This is a genomic window from Streptomyces sp. NPDC008121, from assembly GCF_042957155.1.
GTDB lineage: Bacteria > Actinomycetota > Actinomycetes > Streptomycetales > Streptomycetaceae > Streptomyces.
On sequence record NZ_JBIBHT010000008.1, the window covers coordinates 179,602 to 201,494 of the forward strand.

Below are 21,893 nucleotides of genomic sequence, written 5' to 3' on the forward strand. Positions count from 1 at the left end.
TCGGCGATCTTCCGGGGCCGTCCGCGTGCCTCCCGGCCCCTCCTCGGACGCTTCGTGGCGTCCGCGATACGGGCCACTTGGGACGGGCAGGTGGGCGGCGGGCGGCGGAGGGGGTAGCGTGCGTAGCGCGCCACCGGCGGAAGTTCTCGGCCGCGCGCCTCTTCGGCATCCCGCAGAATGGATGACGATAGGTGTGCCCGAGACACGCGAGACATGTCGGGTGCGGACGTCGATGCGGCCCTCTGGTCCGCTCCGCCCGCCGCCCGGTGATTTCGCTCCCGCTCCTCGGCCGGCGCACCCGTGAGACGGCGTAGGAGAGAAGCGAGACCTGTGAGTGCTGCGACGACGCGAAGCCGTACCCCGCGTACCCCGCGTATCCCCGACCGCCTGTGCGCCGATGCGGTAGGCCTCGCGAGGGAGGCCGCCGAGGAGGCCGCCGCCCCCGGAATCGTCGGGGAGCATGTGGAGGTCGTCGCCGAGGGCGACCGGGTCGTCACGCACTTCTTCGAGTGCAAGGAACCCGGCTACCGCGGCTGGCGCTGGGCGGTGACGGTCGCCCGGGCTTCCCGGGCCAAGAACGTCACCCTGGACGAGACCGTCCTGCTGCCGGGCGGCGACGCCCTCCTCGCGCCCGAGTGGGTGCCGTGGAGCGAGCGGCTCCGCCCGGGCGACATGGGCCCCGGCGACCTGCTGCCGACGGAGCAGGACGACCTGCGCCTGGAGCCCGGGTACACCGGCGAGGACGCCCCGCCGCCGAACTCCCCGCTCTCGGAGGAGATGGCGGACCACCTCGACGCCGAGGACGCGGAGATCGTCTCCCGCACGCCGTCGCGCGGTGCGATCGCCGCCGTCGCCGACGAGCTGGGCGTGCGCAGGGCGCGGGTCCTGTCGCGGTACGGGCTGCACGTGGCGGCGGACCGCTGGGACGAGGCGTTCGGCGCGAAGACGCCGATGGCGCAGGCCGCGCCGGCGTCCTGCGAGTCCTGCGCGTTCCTGGTCCCGCTGGCGGGGTCGCTGAAGCAGGCCTTCGGGGTGTGCGCCAACGAGTTCTCCCCGGCGGACGGCCGGGTCGTCTCGTTCGCGTACGGCTGTGGTGGCCACTCCGAGGCCGCGATCATGCCGAAGCCGCCGCGACCGGCGGAGCCGGTCCACGACTCGATGGCGTTGGACGAGTTCCCGCTCCGGCCCGCGAAGGACTCGGGGTCGGTGACGGAGCCGGACGGCACGTCGGAGGACCTGGGCCACTCCTAGCCACTCCTAGGGCCTTCCCGCCCGCACCTTTCCCGCCCGCACCCCGCCCCCGTGTGGGCGATCGTCCCGCCGGGCGGGACGGGTGGGCACACGGGACGGCGCCGCTGCGGGCGCGTCCGCTCCGAGTTCCGTCCCGCGCCCCGGGCCACGGCACCGTACGTCCACGCTCCGGCCCCGGGCCACGGCACCGTACGTCCACGCTCCGGCCCCGGGCCACGGCACCGTACGGACCGTGGGGCCGAGGGTGCCGGGCCGGAAGTGAAGGCGGGCGCGGTCCACGTCGTCCCGTACGCAGCCGGCCGCATACGGGCACGGCTCGGGCGCTCCGGGCCGTGGAGCCGTCCGGGCCCGCGCCGGCCGGCCGCATACGTGCGCGGCGGCGGCCCGTGGCCTGCGCGGGCGGGCGGTGGGGGGAGTACCGGGTGTGGCGCGACGGGGTGACCCGTGGGCGTGAGAGGGGGGTGGGGCGCGGTACCTTCGGGCCCCTGCCCCATCCCTTTCATCCCGCCCCGCAGAGTGGAGTCAGACGTGAGCGTCAGCGTCAGGACGACGACCGACGGAGCCGACCCCTTCGGCACCGCCCGGCTGCGGCGGGGCGTGCTCGATGCCTGGGGGGCCGGGCCCGCCCGGTTCCGGGAGGACGCCAACGCCGAGGAGGACCTCGCCCTCGGCGGCTACCGCGACCGGCTCGTCGTCGAACTCGCCCAGAACGCCGCCGACGCCGCCGGCCGCGCCGGAGTCACCGGCCGCCTCCGCCTCACCCTGCACCCCGCCGGCCCCGACGCCCCCGCGCTCCTGGCCGCCGCCAACACCGGCGCCCCGCTCGACGCGACCGGTGTCGAGTCCCTGTCGACGCTGCGCGCCTCCGCCAAGCGGGAGAACGACACCGCCGCCGTCGGCCGCTTCGGCGTCGGCTTCGCCGCCGTCCTCGCCGTCAGCGACGAACCCGCCGTCCTGGGCCGTCACGGCGGAGTCCGCTGGTCCCTCGCCGAGGCCCGCGAGCTGGCCGCCGACGCCGCCCGGCACAGCCCGGGCCTCGGGGACGAACTGCGCCGCCGCGACGGCCATGTGCCGCTGTTGCGCCTCCCGCTGCCCGCCGAGGGCACCGCGCCCGACGGCTACGACACCGTCGTCGTGCTCCCGCTGCGCGACTCCGCCGCCGTCGACCTCGCCGAGCGGCTCCTCGGCTCCATCGACGACGCCCTGCTCCTCACCCTGCCCGGCCTCGCCGAGATCGTCGTGGAGACCCCCGAGGGGGTACGGGTGCTCACGCGTTCCGAGCACGAGGGGTACGTCCACATCGAGGACAGCGCCGCCGGGGAGACCCGTCGCTGGCGGACCGTCGGCCACGGCGGGCCGCTGGAGCCCGCCCTCCTCAAGGACCGGCCGGTCGAGGAACGGCTGCGTCCGCACTGGTCGGTGACCTGGGCGGTCCCGGTGGACGCGGAAGGGGCGCCGAGGTTCCCCCGTACCGCGCCCGTGGTCCACGCGCCGACGCCCACCGACGAACCGCTCGGCCTGCCCGCCCTGCTGATCGCGTCGCTGCCGCTGGACACCGCCCGCCGCCACCCGGCGCCCGGGCCGCTCACCGACTTCCTGGTCGAGCGGGCGGCGGACGCGTACGCCGAACTCCTCGCCGCATGGCGGCCGGTGACGGTCGCCGCGATCGACCTCGTGCCGGGGCCGCTCGGCAAGGGCGCCCTCGACGGGGAGCTGCGGGCGGCGATCCTGCGGCGGCTGCCGCGCGTGGCGTTCCTGGCGCCCGCGGCGCCCACGGAGGAGCTGCCCGCGCTGCGGCCGCTGGAGGCCGAGGTCGTGGAGGGCGCGGGGGCGGAGACGGTCGCCGTGCTCGCGGAGGTCTTCCCGGCGCTGCTGCCGGCCGGTCTGGAGCGGCGGCCCGAGCTGCGGACCCTCGGGGTCGGCCGGGTGCCGCTCACCGAGGCGATCGACCGGCTGGCGGGGGTGGACAGGGCGCCGTCGTGGTGGTGGCGGCTGTACGACTCCCTCGCGGGCGTGGACCCGGACCGGCTGACCGGCCTCCCGGTCCCGCTGGCGGGAGCATCGGGCGGCGGGGAGCCGTTCGGCGGTCGAGGGCCGTTCGGCGGTGACCCGGAGGACGAGTCGGAGGGGGCGGCGGCGGGCCGGACGCGTACGACGATCGGGCCCCGGCACGTCCTGCTGCCGCAGGACGGCACGCCCGCCGACCTCACCCGGCTCGGCCTGAAGGTGGCCCATCCGGAGGCGGCGCACCCGCTTCTGGAGAAGCTGGGGGCCCTGCCCGCGACGCCGCGGGCGGTTCTGACGACCCCGCAGGTCAGGGCGGCGGTCGCCGCGTCCCTGGACGCCGGGGAGATCTGGGACGAGGACGCCCTGGACGCGGAGGAGTTGGCGGAGACCGTCCTCGCGCTGGTCAGGGACGCGGAGCTGGAGCCCGGTGACGAGCCGTGGCTGGGCGCGCTGGCGCTGCCGGACGAGGACGGGGAGCCGTCGCCCGCCGGTGAACTGGTGCTGCCGGGCAGTCCGTTCGCCGCGGTGATGCGGGAGGACGAACTGGCCCTGTGCGACCCGGAGCTGGCGGAACGCTGGGGCGAACAGCCGCTGGCCGCCTGCGGGGTGCTGGCGAACTTCACGCTGGTCCGCGCCACCGATCTGGTGCTGGACCCGGACGAACTGGAGCCGCGCGAGGGCGATTTCGCGGAGCCGGACGACGCCGGGCTGCTGGACGCGGTCGACGTGTGGTGCGAGGACGTCCTGGACCGGCTCCCGGAGTCCCCGGTGCCGCCGGTGGCGACCGAGATCGTCGCCGTACGGGATCTCGACCTGGTCGACGACGACGCGTGGCCCCGGGCGCTGACGCTGCTCGCGCGCCCGCCGCTGCGGGACGCGCTCACCCAGCCCGTACGGGTGCTGCTGCCGGACGGTACGACGGAGACGGTCCGGTCGTACACGGCGTGGTGGCTGCGCGACCACCCCGTCCTGGACGGCCGACGGCCGGCCGGGCTGCGGGCGGCGGGCACCGATCCGCTGCTCGCCGGTCTGTACGACTCCGCCGACGCGACGGGCTTCGACGACGAGCAGGTCCTGCGGGCGCTGGGGGTCCGGACGTCGGTCGCCGCACTCTTGGACGAGCCGGGCGGTGCGGCGGAGCTGCTGGCGCGGCTGGCGGATCCGGAGCGGGAGGTGACGGGCGAGCAACTGCACGCGCTGTACACGGCGCTCGCCGACCTGGACCCCGACCAGGTGACGCTTCCGGACGAGCTGCGTGCGGTGGTGGACGGCGAACTGGTGGTGGTGGACGCGGCGGAGGCCCTGGTCGCCGACGCGCCCGACCTGCTGCCGCTGGTCGGGGAGCTGCCGCTGCTGCCGGTCTCGCCGTCGCGGGCGGCGGACCTGGCGGAGCTGTTCCAGGTCCGGCGGCTGAGCGAGACGGTGGAGGCGGAGGTCACCTCGGTCGGCGAGGAGCACGACGTCCCGCCGTCGGTGCACGCCCTTCTCGGTCCGGCGACCCCGGAGTCGTACGTCGAGCACGAGGAGCTGCTGGCCGGGGGCGTGGAGCTGGACTGGCGCCGCACCCCGGACGGCGTCATCCACGCCGCGACCCTGGAGGGCGTCGCCGCGGGTCTCGCCTGGGCGGCGGGCCAGTGGCCCCGCCGCTTCGAGGTGGCGGCCCTCCTGGAGGACCCGTCGCGCACGGCGGAGCTGGCGCGGGACCGCTGGTTCGACTGAGCCTTCCGGGCCGCGCGCCGCGCCGGGGGCTTCACCTCTGCCCGGCGCGCGGCCGGAACGCCGCGTGGTGGACCCCCGCCCCCTCGCGGGCCCCCGTCCCCTCGTGGACCCCCGTCCCCTCGTCGCCGTTACGGCGCGGCGGCCGTCGCGCCGTCGCACGGGACGAGGCGGTCGAGTTCCTGGGCCGTGCGGACGCCGTCGGGGGTCCAGTAGGACCCGGCGGGCATCCGGGCGGCCTGGACGGCCGCGGTGTCGAAGACGGCGCCGATGCCGCCGTCGGAGTAGTCGACGAGCACGTCGAGTCGCCGGGGCAGCTCAGCGGGCCGCGGTCCGGCGGCGGGCTTCTCGTAGTCGTCCGCCTTCCACAGGGCCAGCAGTCCGCCGCGGCCCTGTGCGGTCCGCGGGCCCTCGGCGTTCCAGACGAGCCGTTCGGACGCGTCGTCCCGGACCTCGACCCGCAGCACCCGCTCGTGGGGGCACTGGGCGGCCCTGACGGTGACCTCGCCGCCGTCGATCCGCATCCCCACCCGGCTGGGCGCGATCTGCTCGGACATGGAGTGGGCGACGAAGAACCAGAAGCCCGCCGCCGCGAGGACCACCGCCCCCACCGCGACCAGCCCCCCGCCCACCGGCCCGAAACGTCCCGCTCTGCGCACCTCGTGCACCCCCCGTTTTCCTTTTGTGCGCCCCGCGTCCGGCGGGGCGAGTCGGTGACCTTGTGTTCGTTCGTCGACAGCCCCGGCGCCAGGCCGGGAACGTGAGGTCCAGCCGGCTAGGCCGGGAACTTGCGGTCCACCCAGCGCCATGCGAACTCCAGGACCGCCGCGCCGGTCGCCGCCACCGCGACCGCTGTCCACGGCATCGTCACGCCCACGAGTTTCAGGGCGAAGAAGTCCTGGAGCCAGGGGATGACGAGGACCAGGAGGAAGCCGCCGCCCATCGTGGCGACCAGGCAGAGGCGCCACCAGGTGTAGGGGCGGGCGATGATCGCGAGAACCCACATGGAGACCAGGAAGAGGGTCAGGGTCGCGGCGCTCGTCTCGGCGTCCAGGGCGTTCGGGCCGGAGTAGTGGGAGCGGGCGAGGAGGTACGTCGTGAAGGTGGCCGCCGCCGCGATGATGCCGGCCGGGATCGCGTACCGCATCACCCGTTTCACGAAGTGCGGCTTGGCGCGCTCCTTGTTGGGGGCGAGGGCGAGGAAGAAGGCCGGGACGCCGATGGTGAGGGTGGACAGGAGGGTCAGGTGCCGCGGCAGGAAGGGGTACTCGACCTGGGAGCAGACGACCAGGATGGCGAGGAGGACGGAGTAGACGGTCTTCGTCAGGAAGAGGGTCGCCACGCGCGTGATGTTGCCGATGACGCGGCGGCCCTCGGCCACCACCGACGGCAGGGTGGCGAAGGAGTTGTTCAGGAGCACGATCTGGGCGACGGCCCGGGTCGCCTCCGAGCCCGAGCCCATGGAGACGCCGATGTCGGCGTCCTTGAGCGCGAGGACGTCGTTGACGCCGTCGCCGGTCATGGCGACGGTGTGTCCGTGTGACTGGAGGGCGCCGACCATGTCCCGTTTCTGCTGCGGCGTGACCCGGCCGAAGACGGCGCCCTCGTCGAGGGCCTTCGCCATCTCCTCGCGCTCGGCGGGGAGCCGGCGGGCGTCGACGGTGTGCGCGGCGCCGGGCAGGCCGAGTTTTCCGGCGACGGCGCCGACGGAGACCGCGTTGTCGCCGGAGATGACCTTGGCGGCGACGTCCTGGTCGGCGAAGTAGGCGAGGGTCTCGGCCGCGTCGGGCCGCAGCCGCTGTTCGAGGACGACCAGGGCGGTGGGCCGGGCCTCGCGGGCGACGTCGGGTCCGTCGAGCTCCCGGGCCGTGCGCGCCAGGAGCAGGACGCGCAGCCCCTCTTCGTTGAGCCGGTCGATGTCGGCGAGCACCGGGTCCTCGGCCGGCAGGAGCACGTCGGGCGCCCCGAGCAGCCAGGCGGAGTGCTCGCCGTCGCCCTCGCTGAAGGCGGCTCCGCTGTACTTGCGGGCGGAGGAGAAGGGCAGCGCCTGGGTGCAGCGCCACTCCTCGGTGTCCGGATAGGCGTCGATGACGGCCTGGAGGGAGGCGTTCGGGCGCGGGTCTGACTCGCCGAAGGCGCCGAGGACCTTCCGTACGTACGTCTCGTCGGCGCCGCCCAGCGGGCGCAGCTCGGTGACGTCCATGCCGCCCTCGGTGAGGGTGCCGGTCTTGTCGAGGCAGACGACGTCGACGCGGGCGAGGCCTTCGATGGCGGGCAGTTCCTGCACGAGGCACTGCTTGCGGCCGAGCCGGATCACCCCGATCGCGAAGGCGACGGAGGTGAGCAGGACGAGCCCCTCGGGGATCATCGGGACGATGCCGCCGACGGTCCGGGCGACGGAGTCCTTGACGTTGGTGTCCTTGACGACGAGCTGGCTGATGACGAGCCCGATCGCGGTCGGGACCATCATCCAGGTGACGTACTTGAGGATGGTGGAGATCCCGGAGCGCAGCTCGGAGTGGACGAGGGTGAAGCGGGACGCCTCCTCGGCGAGCTGGGCGGCGTACGCCTCGCGCCCCACCTTGGTGGCGGTGAACGCGCCGCCGCCCGCGACGACGAACGAGCCGGACATCACCGGATCGCCGGGCTTCTTCACGACCGGGTCGGCCTCGCCGGTCAGCAGGGACTCGTCGATCTCCAGGCTGTCGGCCTCCGCGACCTCCCCGTCGACGACGACCTTGTCGCCGGGCCCGAGTTCGATGAGGTCGCCCAGGACGATCGCGGAGGTGGAGACGGCGGCGGTGACACCGTCGCGCCGGACGGTGGGTTTCGCCTCGCCGATGACGGCGAGCCCGTCGAGGGTCTTCTTGGCGCGCAGCTCCTGGATGATGCCGATGCCCGTGTTGGCGATGATCACGAAGCCGAAGAGGCTGTCCTGGATCGGCGCGACGAAGAGCATGATCACCCACAGCACGCCGATGATCGCGTTGAAGCGGGTGAAGACGTTGCCGCGGATGATGTCGGCGGTGGAGCGGCTGGAGCGGACGGGTACGTCGTTGACCTCGCCGCGGGCGACGCGTTCGGCGACCTCGGCGGAGGTCAGTCCGGCGATGCGGTGGACGACGGGTGGCTCGGTCGCCGTGTTCTCGACGCCGTCCGTATCGATCTTCGCCCGCTGAGTCATGTTTTCGACGTTACGACCGGAAGGGGTCGTTCACCCGTCGAGGCGACCGAAGATCAGACCGGGGGAGGAGGGGAATGGTCCCGGGGTACTACGGGGCCGGCATCTCCGGGTTACGGGTACGACGCGTCGGCCGCTGCGGGTTACGGCCCGTCCGGTCGGTCGCCTGCGCCTGCGGCCGCCGCCTCCGCCGCCTCCGAGCGCTTGATCGCCGCGTCGCGCTTGCGGACGTACCAGATGCCGATCAGGCCGAGCCCCGCGCCGGCCAGGCAGGTCCACACCCACCAGGCGGCGTCCCGGTCGTCGAACCAGCCGTAGAAGGGGACCTGCACCAGGAAGAGGACGAACCACAGGATCGTGCCGCCGGTGATGGTGGCGACGACCGGCCCCTCCAGGGGGTCGGGTGCCTCGTGCTTGGGGATCCACTTCGCCATGCCGTCAGTCTAGGCGGCGGCCGTGTGAGGCCCGTCGGGGCCGGTGCCTCGGCCGCTCCGCCGTTCCGCCCCAAGGTTCTACGCGCGGAGATGGACGGTGTCTCGCTCATGTGTTCATACTGAAACGGTTTGCCTCTGGCGGGTTTCTCTCGTATGAACCGCCAAATCGCCCCCGTAGAGGAACCCCATGAGCACCACGGCCGCCGCCCAGGCCGGCGCCCCCGAGCCCGGCACCCCTCGGGGTCCCCGCTCCGGCCTCGACCGCTACTTCAAGATCTCCGAGCGCGGCTCGACCGTCGCCCGCGAGATCCGTGGCGGCTTCGCCACCTTCTTCGCGATGGCCTACATCATCGTGCTGAACCCGATCATCCTCGGCAGCGCCAAGGACATGTACGGGCACCAGCTCGACGGCGGCCAGCTCGTCACCGCGACCGTCCTCACGGCCGCCCTGTCGACCCTGCTCATGGGCGTCATCGGCAACGTCCCGATCGCCCTCGCCGCCGGTCTCGGCGTCAACACGGTCGTCGCCCTCCAGCTCGCGCCCCGGATGTCCTGGCCCGACGCCATGGGCATGGTCGTCCTCGCCGGCATCGTCGTGATGCTGCTGGTGGCGACCGGTCTGCGCGAGCGCGTGATGAACGCGGTCCCGGTGGGTCTGCGCAAGGGCATCGCGATCGGCATCGGCCTCTTCATCATGCTGATCGGCCTCGTCGACGCGGGCTTCGTCTCCCGCATCCCCGACGCCGCCCACACCACCGTCCCGCTCCAGCTCGGCGGCGACGGTCACCTCACGGGCTGGCCGGTGCTGGTCTTCGTCCTCGGCACGCTGCTGACCCTCGCGCTGATCATCCGCAAGGTCCCCGGCGCCATCCTGATCTCCATCGTCGTCATGACGCTCGTCGCGATGGTGATCAACGCCGTGGCCACCGTCCCGTCCTGGGGCCTCACCACCCCGACGTGGCCCGGGAACCCGGTCGCCTCGCCCGACTTCGGTCTGGTCGGCCAGGTGAGCCTCTTCGGCGGTTTCGACAAGGTCGGCATGCTGACGGGCGTCCTCTTCGTCTTCACCGTCCTGCTCTCCTGCTTCTTCGACGCCATGGGCACCATCCTCGGCGTCGGCGACGAGGCCAAGCTGATGGACGAGGACGGCAACTTCCCCGGCATCAACAAGGTGCTGCTCGTGGACGGCCTGGCGGTCGCCTCCGGCGGCGCCACCTCGTCCTCCGCCACCACCTGCTTCGTGGAGTCCACGGCCGGTGTCGGCGAGGGCGCCCGGACGGGTCTCGCGTCGGTGGTCACCGGCGGACTGTTCTCGGTGGCGCTGTTCCTCACGCCGCTGGCGACGATGGTCCCGTCCCAGGCGGCCACGCCGGCGCTGCTCGCGGTCGGCTTCCTGATCCTCGCCGGGTCGGTCAAGGAGATCGACTGGAGCGACTTCACGATCGCCGTCCCGGCGTTCCTGGCCATGGTGATGATGCCGTTCACGTACTCCATCACGAACGGCATCGGCATCGGCTTCATCGCCTTCAGCGTGCTGCGTCTCGCGGCCGGCCGGGGCCGCGAGGTCCCGGTGGCGATGTACGTCGTGTCGGCGGTCTTCGTCTTCTACTACGCGATGCCGGCGCTCGGCCTCACGTGACCGTCGGCGGCCCCGGCGCCCTGCGGCTCGCGGGGACGCGGGTCGCAGGCGGTGGCGGCCTCAGGTGGGCCGCGTGACCCCGTAGAACTTCTCCGTCTCGTCGACGGCGGTCTGGAACCGCTCGTCGAAGTCGTCGCGAATGAGCGTCCGGACCACATAGTCCTGGACGCTCATTCCGCGTTTGGCCGCATGCCCCTTGAGCCGGTCGAGCAGCTCACCGTCGATGCGCAGGCTGAGCACTGTCGATCCCATGCCCGCCAGGGTCGCGGCACGGACGGGCCCCCTGCGTCACTTTCCGGATGCATCTCACTCGTTCGGGTGAGCAATGTGAGACTCGGCATTCCCATTGGTACTTAGCCAGGGTAATGAGTTAGTCTAAAGAACATGCCTGACCTGTCCCACGGCACCGCAGACGACGTCGCGGCCGTGAACGCGCTCCGCTCCTCCGTCATGCGGCTGAGCCGACGCCTCAAGCACCAGCGCGTCGACGAGTCGCTGAGCCCGACCGAGATGTCGGTGCTCGGCACGCTCTCGCTCTGCGGCTCCGCCACCCCCGGCGAGCTGGCCCGCAAGGAACACGTCCAGCCGCCGTCGATGACCAGGATCGTCGCGCTGCTCGAAGCCAAGGGTCTGGTCAGGCTCGAGCCGCACCCCGACGACCGTCGGCAGAAGGTCGTCAGCCAGACCGAGCGGGCCGAGGCCATGCTCGAGGAGTCCCGCCGCAAGCGGAACGCCTGGCTGGCCACCCTCGCCGAGGGCCTGGACGAGGACGAGTGGGCCCGGCTGCGCGCCGCCGCCCCCGTGCTGGAGAAGCTCGCCCACATGACGCCCCTTCCCCGGGGGTAGTCGCCCGACCGCCCACCACCGACGCCGAGGAGGCGACGCGCTTTGAGTACGGGACCCGGAGCAGACTCCGCACCCGTCCACCCCACCCACACCGATACCCCCCGGGGGCCCCGGAACCCCGTCGGCCCCAGCGCCGGCGACGACCGCGACCGCGACCGTGACGGCGTCGAGAGCGTCGACCGCGACGGCGACAGCATCGACCGCGACGGCGTCAAGAGCGTCGACCGCGACGGCGACCGCGTCGCGCGCGGAGGCCGCGGGACGTTCTCCTCCCTCAGGATCCGGAACTACCGGCTCTTCTTCACCGGCGCCATCGTCTCCAACACCGGCACGTGGATGGCCCGGATCACCCAGGACTGGCTGGTGCTCAGCCTCACCGGCTCCGCCGCCGCCGTCGGCATCACCACGGCGCTGCAGTTCCTGCCGATGCTGCTCTTCGGCCTGTACGGCGGCGTCATCGCCGACCGGTACTCGAAGCGGCTCATCCTCCTCTTCAGCCAGGCCGCCCTCGGCCTCTGCGGACTCGCGCTCGCCGTCCTGACCCTCTCCGGCCACGTGCAGGTCTGGCACGTCTACCTCGTCGCCTTCCTGCTCGGCATGGTCACCGTCGTCGACAACCCGACCCGGCAGTCCTTCGTCTCCGAGATGGTCGGCCCGGACCAGCTGCGCAACGCCGTCTCGCTGAACTCCGCCAACTTCCAGTCCGCCCGGCTGATCGGCCCCGCCGTCGCCGGTGTGCTCATCGCCACCGTCGGCAGCGGCTGGTCGTTCCTGCTCAACGGACTCTTCTTCCTCGGCCCGCTCACCGGCCTGCTGCTGATGCGCCCGAGCGAGTTCCACAAGGTCGAGCGCGTGCCCCGCGGCAAGGGACAGCTGCGCGAAGGGCTGCGGTACGTCGCCGGGCGGCCGGACCTGATGTGGCCGATCGTCCTCGTGGGCTTCGTCGGCACCTTCGGCTTCAACTTCCCGATCTGGCTGACCGCCTTCGCCGACGACGTCTACCACGTGGGCGCGGGGACGTACGGCTTCCTCAATACGCTGATGGCGGCCGGCTCCCTCGCGGGCGCCCTGCTCGCCGCCCGGCGCGGCAGCTCACGGCTCCGGATGGTGGTCGTCGCGGCGGTGGCCTTCGGACTCCTGGAGATCGCGGCAGCCCTCTCGCCCTCCTTCTGGCTCTTCGCGCTGCTGCTCGTCCCGATCGGCATGGTCGGCCTGACCATCAACGTCACCGCGAACTCGGCCGTCCAGATGGCCACCGACCCCGTCATGCGGGGCCGGGTGATGAGCCTCTACCTGATGGTCTTCGTCGGCGGCACCCCCATCGGGGCCCCGCTGCTCGGCTGGATCACCGACACCTACGGCGCCCGCGTCGGCTTCGCCACCGGCGGCCTGGTCAGCCTGACGGCGGCCGGAGTCATCGGCCTGGTCCTCGCGAAGGTCGGGGGCCTGCGGATGGCGTTCGCCTGGCACCACGGCCACCCGCAGGTCCGCTTCGTGGCCCGCGAGAGCCGCGAGCGGCTCGCCACGGCGGCCTAGGGCGGATCCTCCGTGCGACCCGGCGGCACGGAGGACCCCCTCCGCGCCCCGGGCACACCCCCTGGGGACCCCCTTAGAACCGGCGTTCCAGGATCTGCCCCCGCCAGTCACCGACCGTGAACGTGTCCGTCGGGGTGAAGCCCTGGCCCTCGTAGTACGCCACCAGCCGGCCCCCGCTGCCCGCGAAGCAGTCGACCCGCAGCAGCGACAGGCCCTGCCGGCGCGTCTCCTCCGCCGCGTGCGCCAGGAGCGCCGCGCCCACGCCGCGGCCGTGGAAGCGGCCGTCGATCGTCAGCAGCCGGACGTACAGCTCCGGCTCCTCCACCCGCGGGACGTGTGGGCCGGGATGCGGGGTCAGCGTGAGCGTGCCCGCCGGGACCCCGTCGATCTCGGCGATCCACGGGTTGCCCTCGATCACGGTCTCCTCGACCTGGCGCACCGCCTTCGGCCGCGCCGACCACGGCTCGGTGCCCCACTGGTCGGTGATCCCCTTGCCGTTCAGCCAGGCGACCGCGCTGTCGAGCATCCCGAGTATCGCGGGGATGTCGTCCGCCCCGCCCTTCCTGATGATGATCTCCATCGGGCCGAGGCTACAGGGGCGCCCGGCCGGCCCCGCCGGGGTCGCGACGTCCCGTCCCCGCCACTGCCAGACTTCTCCCATGAGGCTCTTCGCTGCCGTACTGCCGCCCGGGAGAGAGGCCGACGAACTCGCCGGGGAGGTCGACCGCCTGACCCGGCTGCCCGGCGCCGACGACCTGCGCTGGACCTTCCGGCCCGGCTGGCACTTCACGCTCGCCTTCATGGGCGAGGTCGACGAGGAGCTGCTCCCCGACCTCCACGACCGCCTCGCCCGCGCCGCCCACCGCACCGCGCCCTTTCCCCTCCGCCTCCACGGCGGCGGCCGCTTCGGCCGGCGCGCCCTGTGGGTCGGGGCCGCGGGAGGCCTCGACCAGCTCCGGCTGCTCGCCGAGCGCGCCGACGCCGCCGCCCGCCGGGCGGGCGTGGCGATGGACGAGCACCGCCGCTACCAGGCCCATCTGACGATCGCCCGCGCCCGCGTGGACACGGACCTGCGCCCGTTCGTCGCGGCGCTCGCCCCCTTCGAGGGCAGTCGCTGGCAGGTCACCGAGCTGGCCCTCGTCCGCAGCCGCCTCCCGGGCGGCGGAGTCCCGGGAGAACGGCCGCGGTACGAGACGGTCGGCGCCTGGCCGCTGGGCGGCGCGGGTTAACCTCGAAGGGTGGACCCCAAAACCCGTAACCGGATCATGGCCGGCGTACTTGTCCTGATGTTCGCGATCATCGCGGTGGCGTCCGTCGTGTGAGGCACCCGGCCGCACGCCACGGCCGCACGTGAGGACGCCCGCCACGGCCGCCCCCGACGGACGCCCGCGACTCACCGCGCGGGGCCCGTGCGCCCGATCACCAGGCGAAGGCCTCGGGGGACGGCCCCGGCCCCGGGAAGATCTCGTCGAGACCGGCCAGTACCTCCTCCGACAGCTCCAGCTCCACGGCCCGCAGCGCGCTCGCCAGCTGCTCGGCCGTGCGCGGGCCGACGATCGGCCCGGTCACCCCGGGGCGGGTGAGCAGCCAGGCCAGGGCCGCCTCGCCGGGCTCGATCCCGTGCTTGTCGAGCAGATCCTCGTACGCCTGCACCTGCGCGCGTACGGAGGTGCTGGCCAGCGCGTCCGCAGACCGCCCGGAGGCCCGCCGCCTGCCCTCGCTCTCCTTCTTGAGGACGCCGCCGAGCAGACCGCCGTGCAGCGGCGACCAGGGGATGACCCCGAGGCCGTACTCCTGCGCGGCCGGGATGACCTCCATCTCGGCACGCCGCTCGGCGAGGTTGTACAGGCACTGCTCGCTGACGAGCCCGAGCGTGCCGCGCCGGGCCGCGGCCTCGTTGGCCTGGGCGATCTTGTAGCCGGGGAAGTTGGAGGAGCCGGCGTAGAGGATCTTGCCCTGCTGGACGAGTACGTCGACGGCCTGCCAGATCTCCTCGAAGGGGGTCCGGCGGTCGATGTGGTGGAACTGGTAGACGTCGATGTGGTCGGTCCGCAGCCGCCTGAGGCTGGCCTCGACGGCGCGGCGGATGTTCACGGCGGAGAGCCGGTCGTGGTTGGGCCACACCTCTCCGTCGGCGGCCATGTTGCCGTACACCTTGGTGGCGAGGACGGTCCGGTCGCGGCGGTCGCCGCCCTGGTCGAACCAGCTCCCGATGATCTCCTCGGTGCGGCCCTTGTTCTCACCCCAGCCGTAGACGTTGGCGGTGTCGACGTAGTTGATGCCCGCGTCGAGCGCGGCGTCCATGATCGCGTGGCTGTCGGCCTCGTCCGTCTGCGGGCCGAAGTTCATCGTGCCGAGGACGAGTCGGCTGACCTTGAGTCCGGTGCGTCCGAGCTGCGTGTACTTCATGGACGTACAGCCAAGGCGTTGGAGTGCGCTCGAAGCAAGGGTTTGATTCCGGTCGTATCGCTCCTCCGGGTGAGGCGGGGGCCCGGCGCGGTGAGTCGGTCCGGCCGGGGCGCTTCAATGCGGGCATGGGGCTGAGGAGCGCGGTGGGCGCGGCGGTGGCGTTGCTGGTGGCGGCGGCGGGGGGAGGTGCGGCGGCTCCCGGGCCGGGGGTGCCGGGGCCCGGAGGGTCGGGGGCGGTGGCGCCGGGACTCGCCGAGCGGGTGCCGACGGTCTTCCTGGGGGACGAGTCGATCGGGAGCTACGGCATCGCGCCCGTCGAGGACGGCGCGCTGCTGTGCGTACGGGCCCGGGAGAACCTGCCCGATGTGATCGAGGACCAGCTCGCCGACCAGTCGATCCTGCTCGACATCACGGCGGACGTGTCCTGCGCGGGCGCGCGGCTGAACCATGTCTGGGAGGAGCAGGACCTCGGTGGCGGGTTGGCGGCCGTTCCCCAGAAGCGGGCCCTGACGAAGGAGACGCGGCTGGTCGTGGTCGGGCTCGGCGCCGCGACGGCGGGGGTCGGGCAGGTGCTCGAGCAGTGCTCGGCGCGGCTGCGCGGCACGGAGGGCGCGCTGCACCCGGGCGCGCCCGTGGACGCCTCGTCCCCGGCGGGCGACTGCGCCGCGTACTTCGCGCGGGGCGCGGGCGCCGCCTGGCTGGAGGCGCGCTTCACGGAGACCGGCAAGGACCTGGACAAGCTGTTCTCGGAGATCTCCAGCGAGTCCCCGGCGGCCGACGTCGTGCTGGTGGGCTATCCGCGGCTGGTCCCGGAGGACCGCGGGAGGTGCCGTGAGCCGAAGGGCGCGCGGCTGTCGAAAGGGAGAACGCGCGCAGGCCGCGAGGTACGAGCGGGCGAGCACGATCGACCGTCGACAGCCGCACAGAGCGCCCGGAGGCGGACCGAGCCCCAAAAAGTACTGACGGGCGCGGCGGGCAGGCCGTTGGCGGACATCCCGGAGGCGGCCTGGCCGCTGCTCGACGGCTTGGTCCAGGCCCGTCTGAACACGCTGATGGCGGCGAAGGCGAAGCAGCACAAGGCCCGCTTCGTCGACCTGTACGCGGCGACGGGCGCGTCGACGGCGTGCGACGGGACGGACCGGGGGACGGGCGGCCTGCTGGAGCCGTCCCAGGTGACCCTGCATCACCAGACGTTCCCCTGGTTCCTGTGGGCGAACGAGACGGGCCGCGACGGGAACGGTGACGCCGTGGCGCAGTCGATCGCGGCGATGTACGGGAGGGGTCCGGCGTAGGGGGTGTCTTGCCGGGGTCGTCAGGGCACCTCCTGCGGGGTGCCCTGTGGCGCGTCCCCGGTCAGGAGCCGCCGAGCCAGCTCGTGGCATCGAGGCGGTACGCCGTCTCCGTCGGTACGACGGTCCGCAGGGCGGTCTCCATGTCCCGTACGCGCTCGAGGCCGAGGGTGTCGGTCCATTCCGTGCGCAGCCGGTCGAAGACCGCGGCCGAGCGGGCGAGGGCGTCGAAGCCGCGCGGGGTGAGCCGGACGAGCTTGCGGCGGGCGTCGGCGGGGTCGTCGGTGCGCTGGGCGTAGCCGAGGTCGACGAGCCGGTCGACGGTCTTGCCCGCCGCCTGTTTGGAGACGCCGAGCCGCCGCCCGATCTCGCTGGCGGTCGCTCCGTGGGCGCCGACGGCCTGCAGGGCGAAGCCGTACGCCGGGCGGAGGCCGGGGTGGCCCTGGCGGGCCAGCTCGGCGTGGAGGCGGTCGATGAGCGTGCGGAAGCCGGCGAAGAGGAGGAGGGGCAGCTCGAACCCCGGAACTCCCTTGCCCTCTTCGACAACCTGGTTTACGTTTCTCTCCTCGTCATGGTCAACCATGTTGTCGATTCTACTCCCGCCCTCTCTGCCTCAGGAGTCGCCTTGTTCACCGACCACACCCTGGAGACCGCCCCCGCCGCAGCCCGCCCCGCCATGGAGTCCGTGATCGCCGCATGGGGTCACCTTCCGCAGGCGGTCGCCCGGATGGCCGAGTCCCCGCACGCTCTCGACGGCTTCCTCAAGCTGAGCGCGCTCTTCGAGTCCACGACCCTGGACCCGCACGCGCGCGAGACGGTCATCCTCACGGTCGCCACCCGCAACCAGTGCCACCTCTGCATCGCGCTGCACGAGAAGAAGCTGGCCGCCCTCGGCCCGGCCGAGGAGCCCGAACGGCTGGAGGCCATACGGCAGTTCACCCATGCGGTGCTCGCCTCGTCGGGCGCGGTGAGCTACGACGAGCTGGACCTGTTCCTCCGGCACGGCTACGACCGGCAGAACGCCCTGGAGGTCGTCCTCGGCATCGGTGCCTACACCCTGTCGACGCTGGCGAACCGCCTCACGGGCGCGACGTGAGCCACCCCGCGCCGACGGGACGGCGGCGGCCGGTCAGCGGGCGGCGCGGCGGGCGTGGTCGCGCCGACGGGCCAGCAGGGCGAGGGAGTCGGTGGGGGCCGGTCGGTCCGGACAGACGTCGAAGTGGCTGATCCGGCAGGTGTCGGAGGGCTGGGCGTGACCCAGGTCGACGGCCGTGCCGTCACCGGCGACGCGCCAGCGCCTTCCGGCCGGGACGGAACCGATCGGCCACTCGCCGGGCTCCATGAGGATCCACCGGCCGTGCGTCGTTCGGTGCCAGGCGGCGCGCGCGCCGCACCCGGAGCACGCGGCGGTGCCGGGCTTCCGCTGGTCCGGGATGCCCCCGGCCATCGGGGCAAGCCCCGCCAGGACCTCCCCCACGAGCACCGGATCGCTCATCGCCCGCGCCCGTCGCCGTCGGCCGGCACGGTCAAGGCCGCGACAGTCTCCATGGTGCCTCCCCCCGCGCGCGGACCCTTCGGGCACGCGCGAACTCCCCATCGATGGACAGAGTGAACCCCGCGGGACAATCCCCCGTTTTCGACACCGGAAAACCTCCTCCGGGCGGGCGGTCACCGCGGGTGGCGCACGATCAGCAGGGCCTCCACGGCCCCCTCCGATGCCTGGTACACGTGAGGGACGTCGGCGGCCCAACTGCCGTGCTGCCCAGGGCCGATCAGGACGGGGTCCCCGAGCCCGCCGACGCGCGCGATGCCGGCGAGGACGACGAGGTGCTCCGTGGTGCCGGGGGAGTGGGCGGCGGACTCCTGCGTCGCCCCGGAGCGGATGCGGATGCGGTAGGTCTCCGTCACCGAGTCATCGGCCTCGAACCGCTCGACGAGGACGGCGTCCACGGCCTCGCCGGAGATCTCGGCGGGGGACGGGAGGCCCTGCAGGGCGGTGCTCAGGGGCACCTTGAGCGCCGTCGTCAGGGCGTAGAGCGTCTCCAGGGTCGGATTGCGCCGCCCGCTCTCCAGCTCGGACAGCGTCCCCTTGCCGACCCCGGACCGGCGCGCCAGCTCGGACAGCGACATGCCCCGCGCCTCGCGCAACTCCCGTACGCGCAGGCCCGCTTCGGCGGCCAGGTCCATGGTGCCCCTTCTCGTCCGGGGCCGGTTGATCCCCGCCTCCGAGAGGTCTATCGTTCCACAAACAGAACGTTCCGTATACGGAACGCAGGTGGGCGCCGGTAGCGCCGGTCGGCACAGTACGAAGGAGTGGCATGGAGTCCCGGGAACACGCGTCCCTCCCCGCGCGCAGCAGGGAGGTGGCACGCGCCCTCGCCGAGGCCGGCGTCGAAGGCCGCGTGCGCGAGCTGACGGAGTCCGCCCGCACGGCCGCGGAGGCCGCCGCGGCTCTCGGGTGCGAGGTGGGCGCCATCGCCAACAGCCTCGTCTTCCTCTCCGACGACGAGCCCGTCCTGGTGCTGACCAGCGGCCGGCACCAGGTGGACACCACGGCCCTCGCCGCCCGGTGGGGGCGTGGCGGGCTCCGGCGCGCCACCCCGGAACAGGTGCGCGAGGCCACCGGGCAGGCGATCGGGGGCGTGGCGCCGGTCGGTCACCCCCGGACGCTTCCCACCGTGGTCGACACGGCCCTGACCGAACACCCCCGGATCTGGGCCGCCGCCGGGACTCCCCGTACGGTCTTCCCCACCACCGCCGGTGAACTCCTCCGGCTCACGGGCGGGCTCCTGCTCCCCGTCGGACGGTGACCGGGGGCCCGGTCGGCCCGGGGACGGATCTGACCGGGCAGGTGGCGCTGGTCACCGGGGGGTCGAGCGGGCTCGGCCGGGCCATCGCGCTCGGTCTGGCGTCCGCCGGAGCCGCGGTGGTGGTGGCAGGCCGGCGCCCGGAGGCGTGCGCGCGGGCCGCGGCCGGCATCGCCGCGCGGACCGGCGGTACGGCCGAGGGGGTCTCCTGCGACGTGACGGAGGACGGATCGGTCCACGACCTCGCCCGGCACGTCGTCGGCCGGTACGGCCGCCTGGACGTGCTCGTCACCAGCGCCGGGATCCAGGCCCGGGGCGCCCTCGACACGCTCGACGCCGCCACGCTGCGGCGCTGTCTGGACGTCAACGTCGTCGGAACGTTCCTCGCCTGCCAGGCCGTCGTGCCCGCGATGCGCCGGGCCGGGTACGGCCGCATCGTCACCCTCGCCAGCGCTCTGGGGCTCGTCGGCGGCGCGGGCCGCGCGGGCTACGCGGCCGCCAAGGGCGCGGTGGTCCAGCTCACTCGCAGCCTCGGGGTCGAACTCGCGGGCACCGGCGTCTGCGTCAACGCGCTGGCCCCTGGCCCCTTCCGCACGCCGTTGAACGAGGGCGTCGACGACGACCCGCGCGTCCGGGACTTCCTCGACCACCAGGTCCCGATGGGGCGTTGGGCCGAACCGGGCGAACTCGTCGGCGCCGCGCTGCTGTTGGCGAGCCCGGCGGCGTCCTATCTCACCGGTGCGGTCCTGCCGGTGGACGGTGGCTGGACCGCCCACTGACAACCCGGCACGCCCGGCGCACGGCCCGTCGGACGGCTCCGCTCAGAGCGCGGCGGCCGTCGCCTCGCGGGGGCCGTGGACGTGGCGGTACGGCGAGCCGAGCCCCCATGCCTGGTGCATCGCGTCCGCGAAGGCCCCCGCCAGCTTGTGCTCGCCGGTCGGGCCGGGGTGGGTGCCGTCGTAGGTGTCCGTGCCGAGGTCGTACGACTCCGGGGTGGTGGCGAGCAGCAGCGGCGAGGCCGCCGTGTCCAGGTCGGCGACGGCCTTGGCGAGCAGCTCGTTGAAGCGGGCGCACTCGGCGGCGAAGGGCGCGTCGTATGTGGCGCGGACGTTGGGGATGACGGGCATCAGGACGGCCCGGACGTGCGGGTTCGCCGCGCGGGCGGCGGCGACGAAGGCGCGGACGTTGTCGGCCGTCTGGTCGCTGTTCGTGTAGAAGCCGAGGTCTATCAGGCCGAGGAAGACCAGCAGGACGTCCGCCCGCGTGGCGGTCACCGCCTCGCCGATCAGCGGCGCCATGTGCAGCCAGCCCTCGCCCCAGCCCGCCAGATGGCGCCGGGCGGCGGCGGGGAAGGCCGGGTCGGCGTAGGCGTGCGAGAGGGGCCCGCCGGCGTCCTTGTCGTACAGCTCGGTGCGCGGTCCGACGATCTCGTACGGACCGCCCGGGCCGGACTCCAGGTGCTGCCACATCCGGTAGCGCCATGTGCAGTCGCCGGCACTGCCGATCGTGCAACTGTCACCGACGAACATGAAACGCATGGTCACCATCATCACCGACGGTGGCGACGGCCTGCGACGTGATCCCGGACACGGCACCGGGCCGGCTCCGCGGCCGCACGTGGCACGCTTGGGTCCATGCGCTCGCTCCTGTACGCCTCCGGTGCCGCGGCCCTCCTCCTGCTCGCCGCGGCCGGCCCGGCCGGGGCCGCCGAGGCCGACCGGGACTTCACCATCAAGGACGCCCGGATCGCCGAGTCCAGCGGCCTGGCCGCCAGCCGGGCCCACCCGGGGATCTACTGGACGCACAACGACCAGGACGCGCCGCTGATCTACGGCATCGACTCGCGTACCGGCGAGATCGTCGCCACGCTCACCATGAAGGGCGTCGGCACCCCCCGCGACATGGAGGCCGTCTCCGTCGGCCCCGACGGGGACATCTACGTCGGCGACATCGGTGACAACCTGGACGGCTCCTGGGACCACGTGTGGATCTACCGCTTCCCGGAGCCGAAGGTCCTCGAGGACCAGACCGTGCGGGCGAGGCAGTACGACGTGACGTACGCCGACGGCGCCCGCAACGCCGAGGCGCTGATGGTCCATCCGAAGACCGGCCGGGTCTACATCGCCAGCAAGCACGAGGACGGCGGCGGGCTCTACGCCGGCCCCGAGCGGCTCTCGTCGTCCGGCACGAACGTCTTCCGGCGGATCGGCGAGGTGCCGTGGGTGACGGACGGCGCCTTCTCGCCGGACGGCGGAACGCTCGTCCTGCGCGGCTACTTCTCCGCCCGCGCCTACGCCTGGAAGGACGGCAGGCTCTCCGGGGAGGGCGTCTCCGCGGGCGCGCCGTTCCAGGGGCAGGCGGAGTCGGTCACGTACACGAAGGACGGGTCGGCGCTGATGTTCGGCTCGGAGGGGAAGGAGAGCCGGGTCGTCCGGGTGGAGGCGCCGGGCGGCGGCCGGAGCCCCTCGGCGTCCGGGGGCCCGTCGACCCCGTCGGACGGCGGCAAGGGCGGCGGGGGTGACGGGAACGCCGGGAACGACAAGGAGGGCGGGGAAGGCGACTTCACGACGGGCGTGATCGTCCTCGGTCTCGCCACCGCCCTGGTCCTCGGCGGAAAGCGCCTCCTGCGGCGGGGCTGACCGCCCCCGGCCCACGGCTGGGCCGACCGCCGAAGGACCGGCGGCGAAGAGCCGCCGAGGCGCCCGCGTCGACCCGGCGCGCCCCCGGGTCGAGACTGGAAGGAGACCGGTCGTCGGAGACCGGAGGACCCGACGCCGG

General features: G+C 73.5%; 21 protein-coding genes. 11 read left to right on the forward strand and 10 right to left on the reverse strand.

Annotation, left to right across the window (positions count from 1 at the left end; genetic code table 11):
* The first annotated feature begins 330 nt into the window (after window positions 1-330).
* Window positions 331-1,251 carry a DUF3027 domain-containing protein gene (locus ACFZBD_RS25880; protein ID WP_391143758.1) on the forward strand — a complete coding sequence of 307 codons (921 nt, stop codon included), beginning with the start codon at window positions 331-333 and terminating at the stop codon, window positions 1,249-1,251.
* 516 nt (window positions 1,252-1,767) lie between these two features.
* Window positions 1,768-4,977, forward strand: a complete 3,210-nt coding sequence (locus ACFZBD_RS25885) for a sacsin N-terminal ATP-binding-like domain-containing protein (RefSeq protein WP_391143761.1) — start codon at window positions 1,768-1,770, stop codon at window positions 4,975-4,977.
* A gap of 128 nt (window positions 4,978-5,105) precedes the next feature.
* Here the strand turns inward: ACFZBD_RS25885 and ACFZBD_RS25890 are convergent, their stop codons facing one another.
* The 3 genes from ACFZBD_RS25890 to ACFZBD_RS25900 all read right to left on the reverse strand — a co-directional run bounded on the left by ACFZBD_RS25890 (window position 5,106) and on the right by ACFZBD_RS25900 (window position 8,589).
* Window positions 5,106-5,642: a hypothetical protein gene (locus ACFZBD_RS25890; RefSeq protein WP_391143763.1), complete on the reverse strand. Its 537-nt coding sequence runs from the start codon at window positions 5,640-5,642 to the stop codon at window positions 5,106-5,108.
* 107 nt (window positions 5,643-5,749) lie between these two features.
* On the reverse strand, window positions 5,750-8,158 hold the full coding sequence (locus ACFZBD_RS25895; RefSeq protein ID WP_391143766.1) for an HAD-IC family P-type ATPase: 2,409 nt from the start codon (window positions 8,156-8,158) through the stop codon (window positions 5,750-5,752).
* Between the two features lie 140 nt (window positions 8,159-8,298).
* Window positions 8,299-8,589, reverse strand: a complete 291-nt coding sequence (locus tag ACFZBD_RS25900) for a DUF2530 domain-containing protein (RefSeq protein WP_391143768.1) — start codon at window positions 8,587-8,589, stop codon at window positions 8,299-8,301.
* Between the two features lie 187 nt (window positions 8,590-8,776).
* On the opposite strand from ACFZBD_RS25900, the gene ACFZBD_RS25905 reads away from it, so the two are divergent.
* The gene (locus ACFZBD_RS25905) at window positions 8,777-10,228 is read left to right on the forward strand and encodes a solute carrier family 23 protein (protein ID WP_391143770.1); all 1,452 of its coding nucleotides are present in this window, start codon (window positions 8,777-8,779) and stop codon (window positions 10,226-10,228) included.
* Between the two features lie 60 nt (window positions 10,229-10,288).
* On the opposite strand, the gene ACFZBD_RS25910 is transcribed toward ACFZBD_RS25905, so the two are convergent.
* Complete coding sequence (locus tag ACFZBD_RS25910; protein WP_356891598.1) at window positions 10,289-10,480, reverse strand: ribbon-helix-helix protein, CopG family; 192 nt, start codon at window positions 10,478-10,480, stop codon at window positions 10,289-10,291.
* Window positions 10,481-10,612: 132 nt separating this feature from the next.
* Here ACFZBD_RS25910 and ACFZBD_RS25915 point away from each other — a divergent pair, with 132 nt between their 5' ends.
* Window positions 10,613-11,074 carry a MarR family transcriptional regulator gene (locus ACFZBD_RS25915; protein ID WP_391143774.1) on the forward strand — a complete coding sequence of 154 codons (462 nt, stop codon included), beginning with the start codon at window positions 10,613-10,615 and terminating at the stop codon, window positions 11,072-11,074.
* 195 nt (window positions 11,075-11,269) lie between these two features.
* Window positions 11,270-12,610, forward strand: a complete 1,341-nt coding sequence (locus ACFZBD_RS25920; RefSeq protein ID WP_391144378.1) for an MFS transporter — start codon at window positions 11,270-11,272, stop codon at window positions 12,608-12,610.
* Between the two features lie 73 nt (window positions 12,611-12,683).
* On the opposite strand, the gene ACFZBD_RS25925 is transcribed toward ACFZBD_RS25920, so the two are convergent.
* On the reverse strand, window positions 12,684-13,190 hold the full coding sequence (locus ACFZBD_RS25925) for a GNAT family N-acetyltransferase (RefSeq protein ID WP_391143776.1): 507 nt from the start codon (window positions 13,188-13,190) through the stop codon (window positions 12,684-12,686).
* 79 nt (window positions 13,191-13,269) lie between these two features.
* Here ACFZBD_RS25925 and thpR point away from each other — a divergent pair, with 79 nt between their 5' ends.
* Entirely contained in the window at window positions 13,270-13,839 is a 570-nt protein-coding gene (gene thpR, locus ACFZBD_RS25930) for an RNA 2',3'-cyclic phosphodiesterase (protein WP_391143778.1), read from the forward strand.
* A gap of 190 nt (window positions 13,840-14,029) precedes the next feature.
* Here the strand turns inward: thpR and ACFZBD_RS25935 are convergent, their stop codons facing one another.
* Complete coding sequence (locus ACFZBD_RS25935; protein ID WP_391143782.1) at window positions 14,030-15,019, reverse strand: aldo/keto reductase; 990 nt, start codon at window positions 15,017-15,019, stop codon at window positions 14,030-14,032.
* Window positions 15,020-15,144: 125 nt separating this feature from the next.
* Between ACFZBD_RS25935 and ACFZBD_RS25940 the strand changes: the two genes are divergently transcribed.
* The gene (locus tag ACFZBD_RS25940; protein ID WP_391143785.1) at window positions 15,145-16,311 is read left to right on the forward strand and encodes an SGNH/GDSL hydrolase family protein; all 1,167 of its coding nucleotides are present in this window, start codon (window positions 15,145-15,147) and stop codon (window positions 16,309-16,311) included.
* A gap of 61 nt (window positions 16,312-16,372) precedes the next feature.
* Here the strand turns inward: ACFZBD_RS25940 and ACFZBD_RS25945 are convergent, their stop codons facing one another.
* A complete protein-coding gene (locus ACFZBD_RS25945) occupies window positions 16,373-16,891 on the reverse strand; it encodes a MarR family transcriptional regulator (protein ID WP_391143788.1) in 519 nt (172 codons plus the stop codon).
* On the opposite strand from ACFZBD_RS25945, the gene ACFZBD_RS25950 reads away from it, so the two are divergent.
* Entirely contained in the window at window positions 16,880-17,404 is a 525-nt protein-coding gene (locus tag ACFZBD_RS25950) for a carboxymuconolactone decarboxylase family protein (RefSeq protein WP_391143791.1), read from the forward strand. The two genes, ACFZBD_RS25945 and ACFZBD_RS25950, sit on opposite strands and share 12 nt — an antisense overlap.
* A gap of 33 nt (window positions 17,405-17,437) precedes the next feature.
* Here the strand turns inward: ACFZBD_RS25950 and ACFZBD_RS25955 are convergent, their stop codons facing one another.
* Together ACFZBD_RS25955 and ACFZBD_RS25960 are read right to left on the reverse strand one after the other, a co-directional pair.
* Window positions 17,438-17,803 (reverse strand): DUF6083 domain-containing protein, encoded by a 366-nt coding sequence (locus tag ACFZBD_RS25955; protein WP_391143794.1) that lies wholly within the window; start codon window positions 17,801-17,803, stop codon window positions 17,438-17,440.
* A 173-nt stretch (window positions 17,804-17,976) separates the two neighbouring features.
* Window positions 17,977-18,495, reverse strand: a complete 519-nt coding sequence (locus ACFZBD_RS25960) for a helix-turn-helix domain-containing protein (RefSeq protein WP_391143796.1) — start codon at window positions 18,493-18,495, stop codon at window positions 17,977-17,979.
* A 131-nt stretch (window positions 18,496-18,626) separates the two neighbouring features.
* On the opposite strand from ACFZBD_RS25960, the gene ACFZBD_RS25965 reads away from it, so the two are divergent.
* Together ACFZBD_RS25965 and ACFZBD_RS25970 are read left to right on the forward strand one after the other, a co-directional pair.
* A complete protein-coding gene (locus tag ACFZBD_RS25965; protein ID WP_391143798.1) occupies window positions 18,627-19,118 on the forward strand; it encodes a YbaK/EbsC family protein in 492 nt (163 codons plus the stop codon).
* Complete coding sequence (locus tag ACFZBD_RS25970; protein WP_391143800.1) at window positions 19,115-19,894, forward strand: SDR family oxidoreductase; 780 nt, start codon at window positions 19,115-19,117, stop codon at window positions 19,892-19,894. Before ACFZBD_RS25965 ends, ACFZBD_RS25970 begins: the two co-directional genes overlap by 4 nt.
* 42 nt (window positions 19,895-19,936) lie before the next feature.
* Here the strand turns inward: ACFZBD_RS25970 and ACFZBD_RS25975 are convergent, their stop codons facing one another.
* Window positions 19,937-20,653 (reverse strand): GDSL-type esterase/lipase family protein, encoded by a 717-nt coding sequence (locus tag ACFZBD_RS25975; RefSeq protein ID WP_391143803.1) that lies wholly within the window; start codon window positions 20,651-20,653, stop codon window positions 19,937-19,939.
* Window positions 20,654-20,749: 96 nt separating this feature from the next.
* Here ACFZBD_RS25975 and ACFZBD_RS25980 point away from each other — a divergent pair, with 96 nt between their 5' ends.
* A complete protein-coding gene (locus ACFZBD_RS25980; protein ID WP_391143806.1) occupies window positions 20,750-21,754 on the forward strand; it encodes a WD40 repeat domain-containing protein in 1,005 nt (334 codons plus the stop codon).
* The last annotated feature ends 139 nt before the right edge of the window (window positions 21,755-21,893 follow it).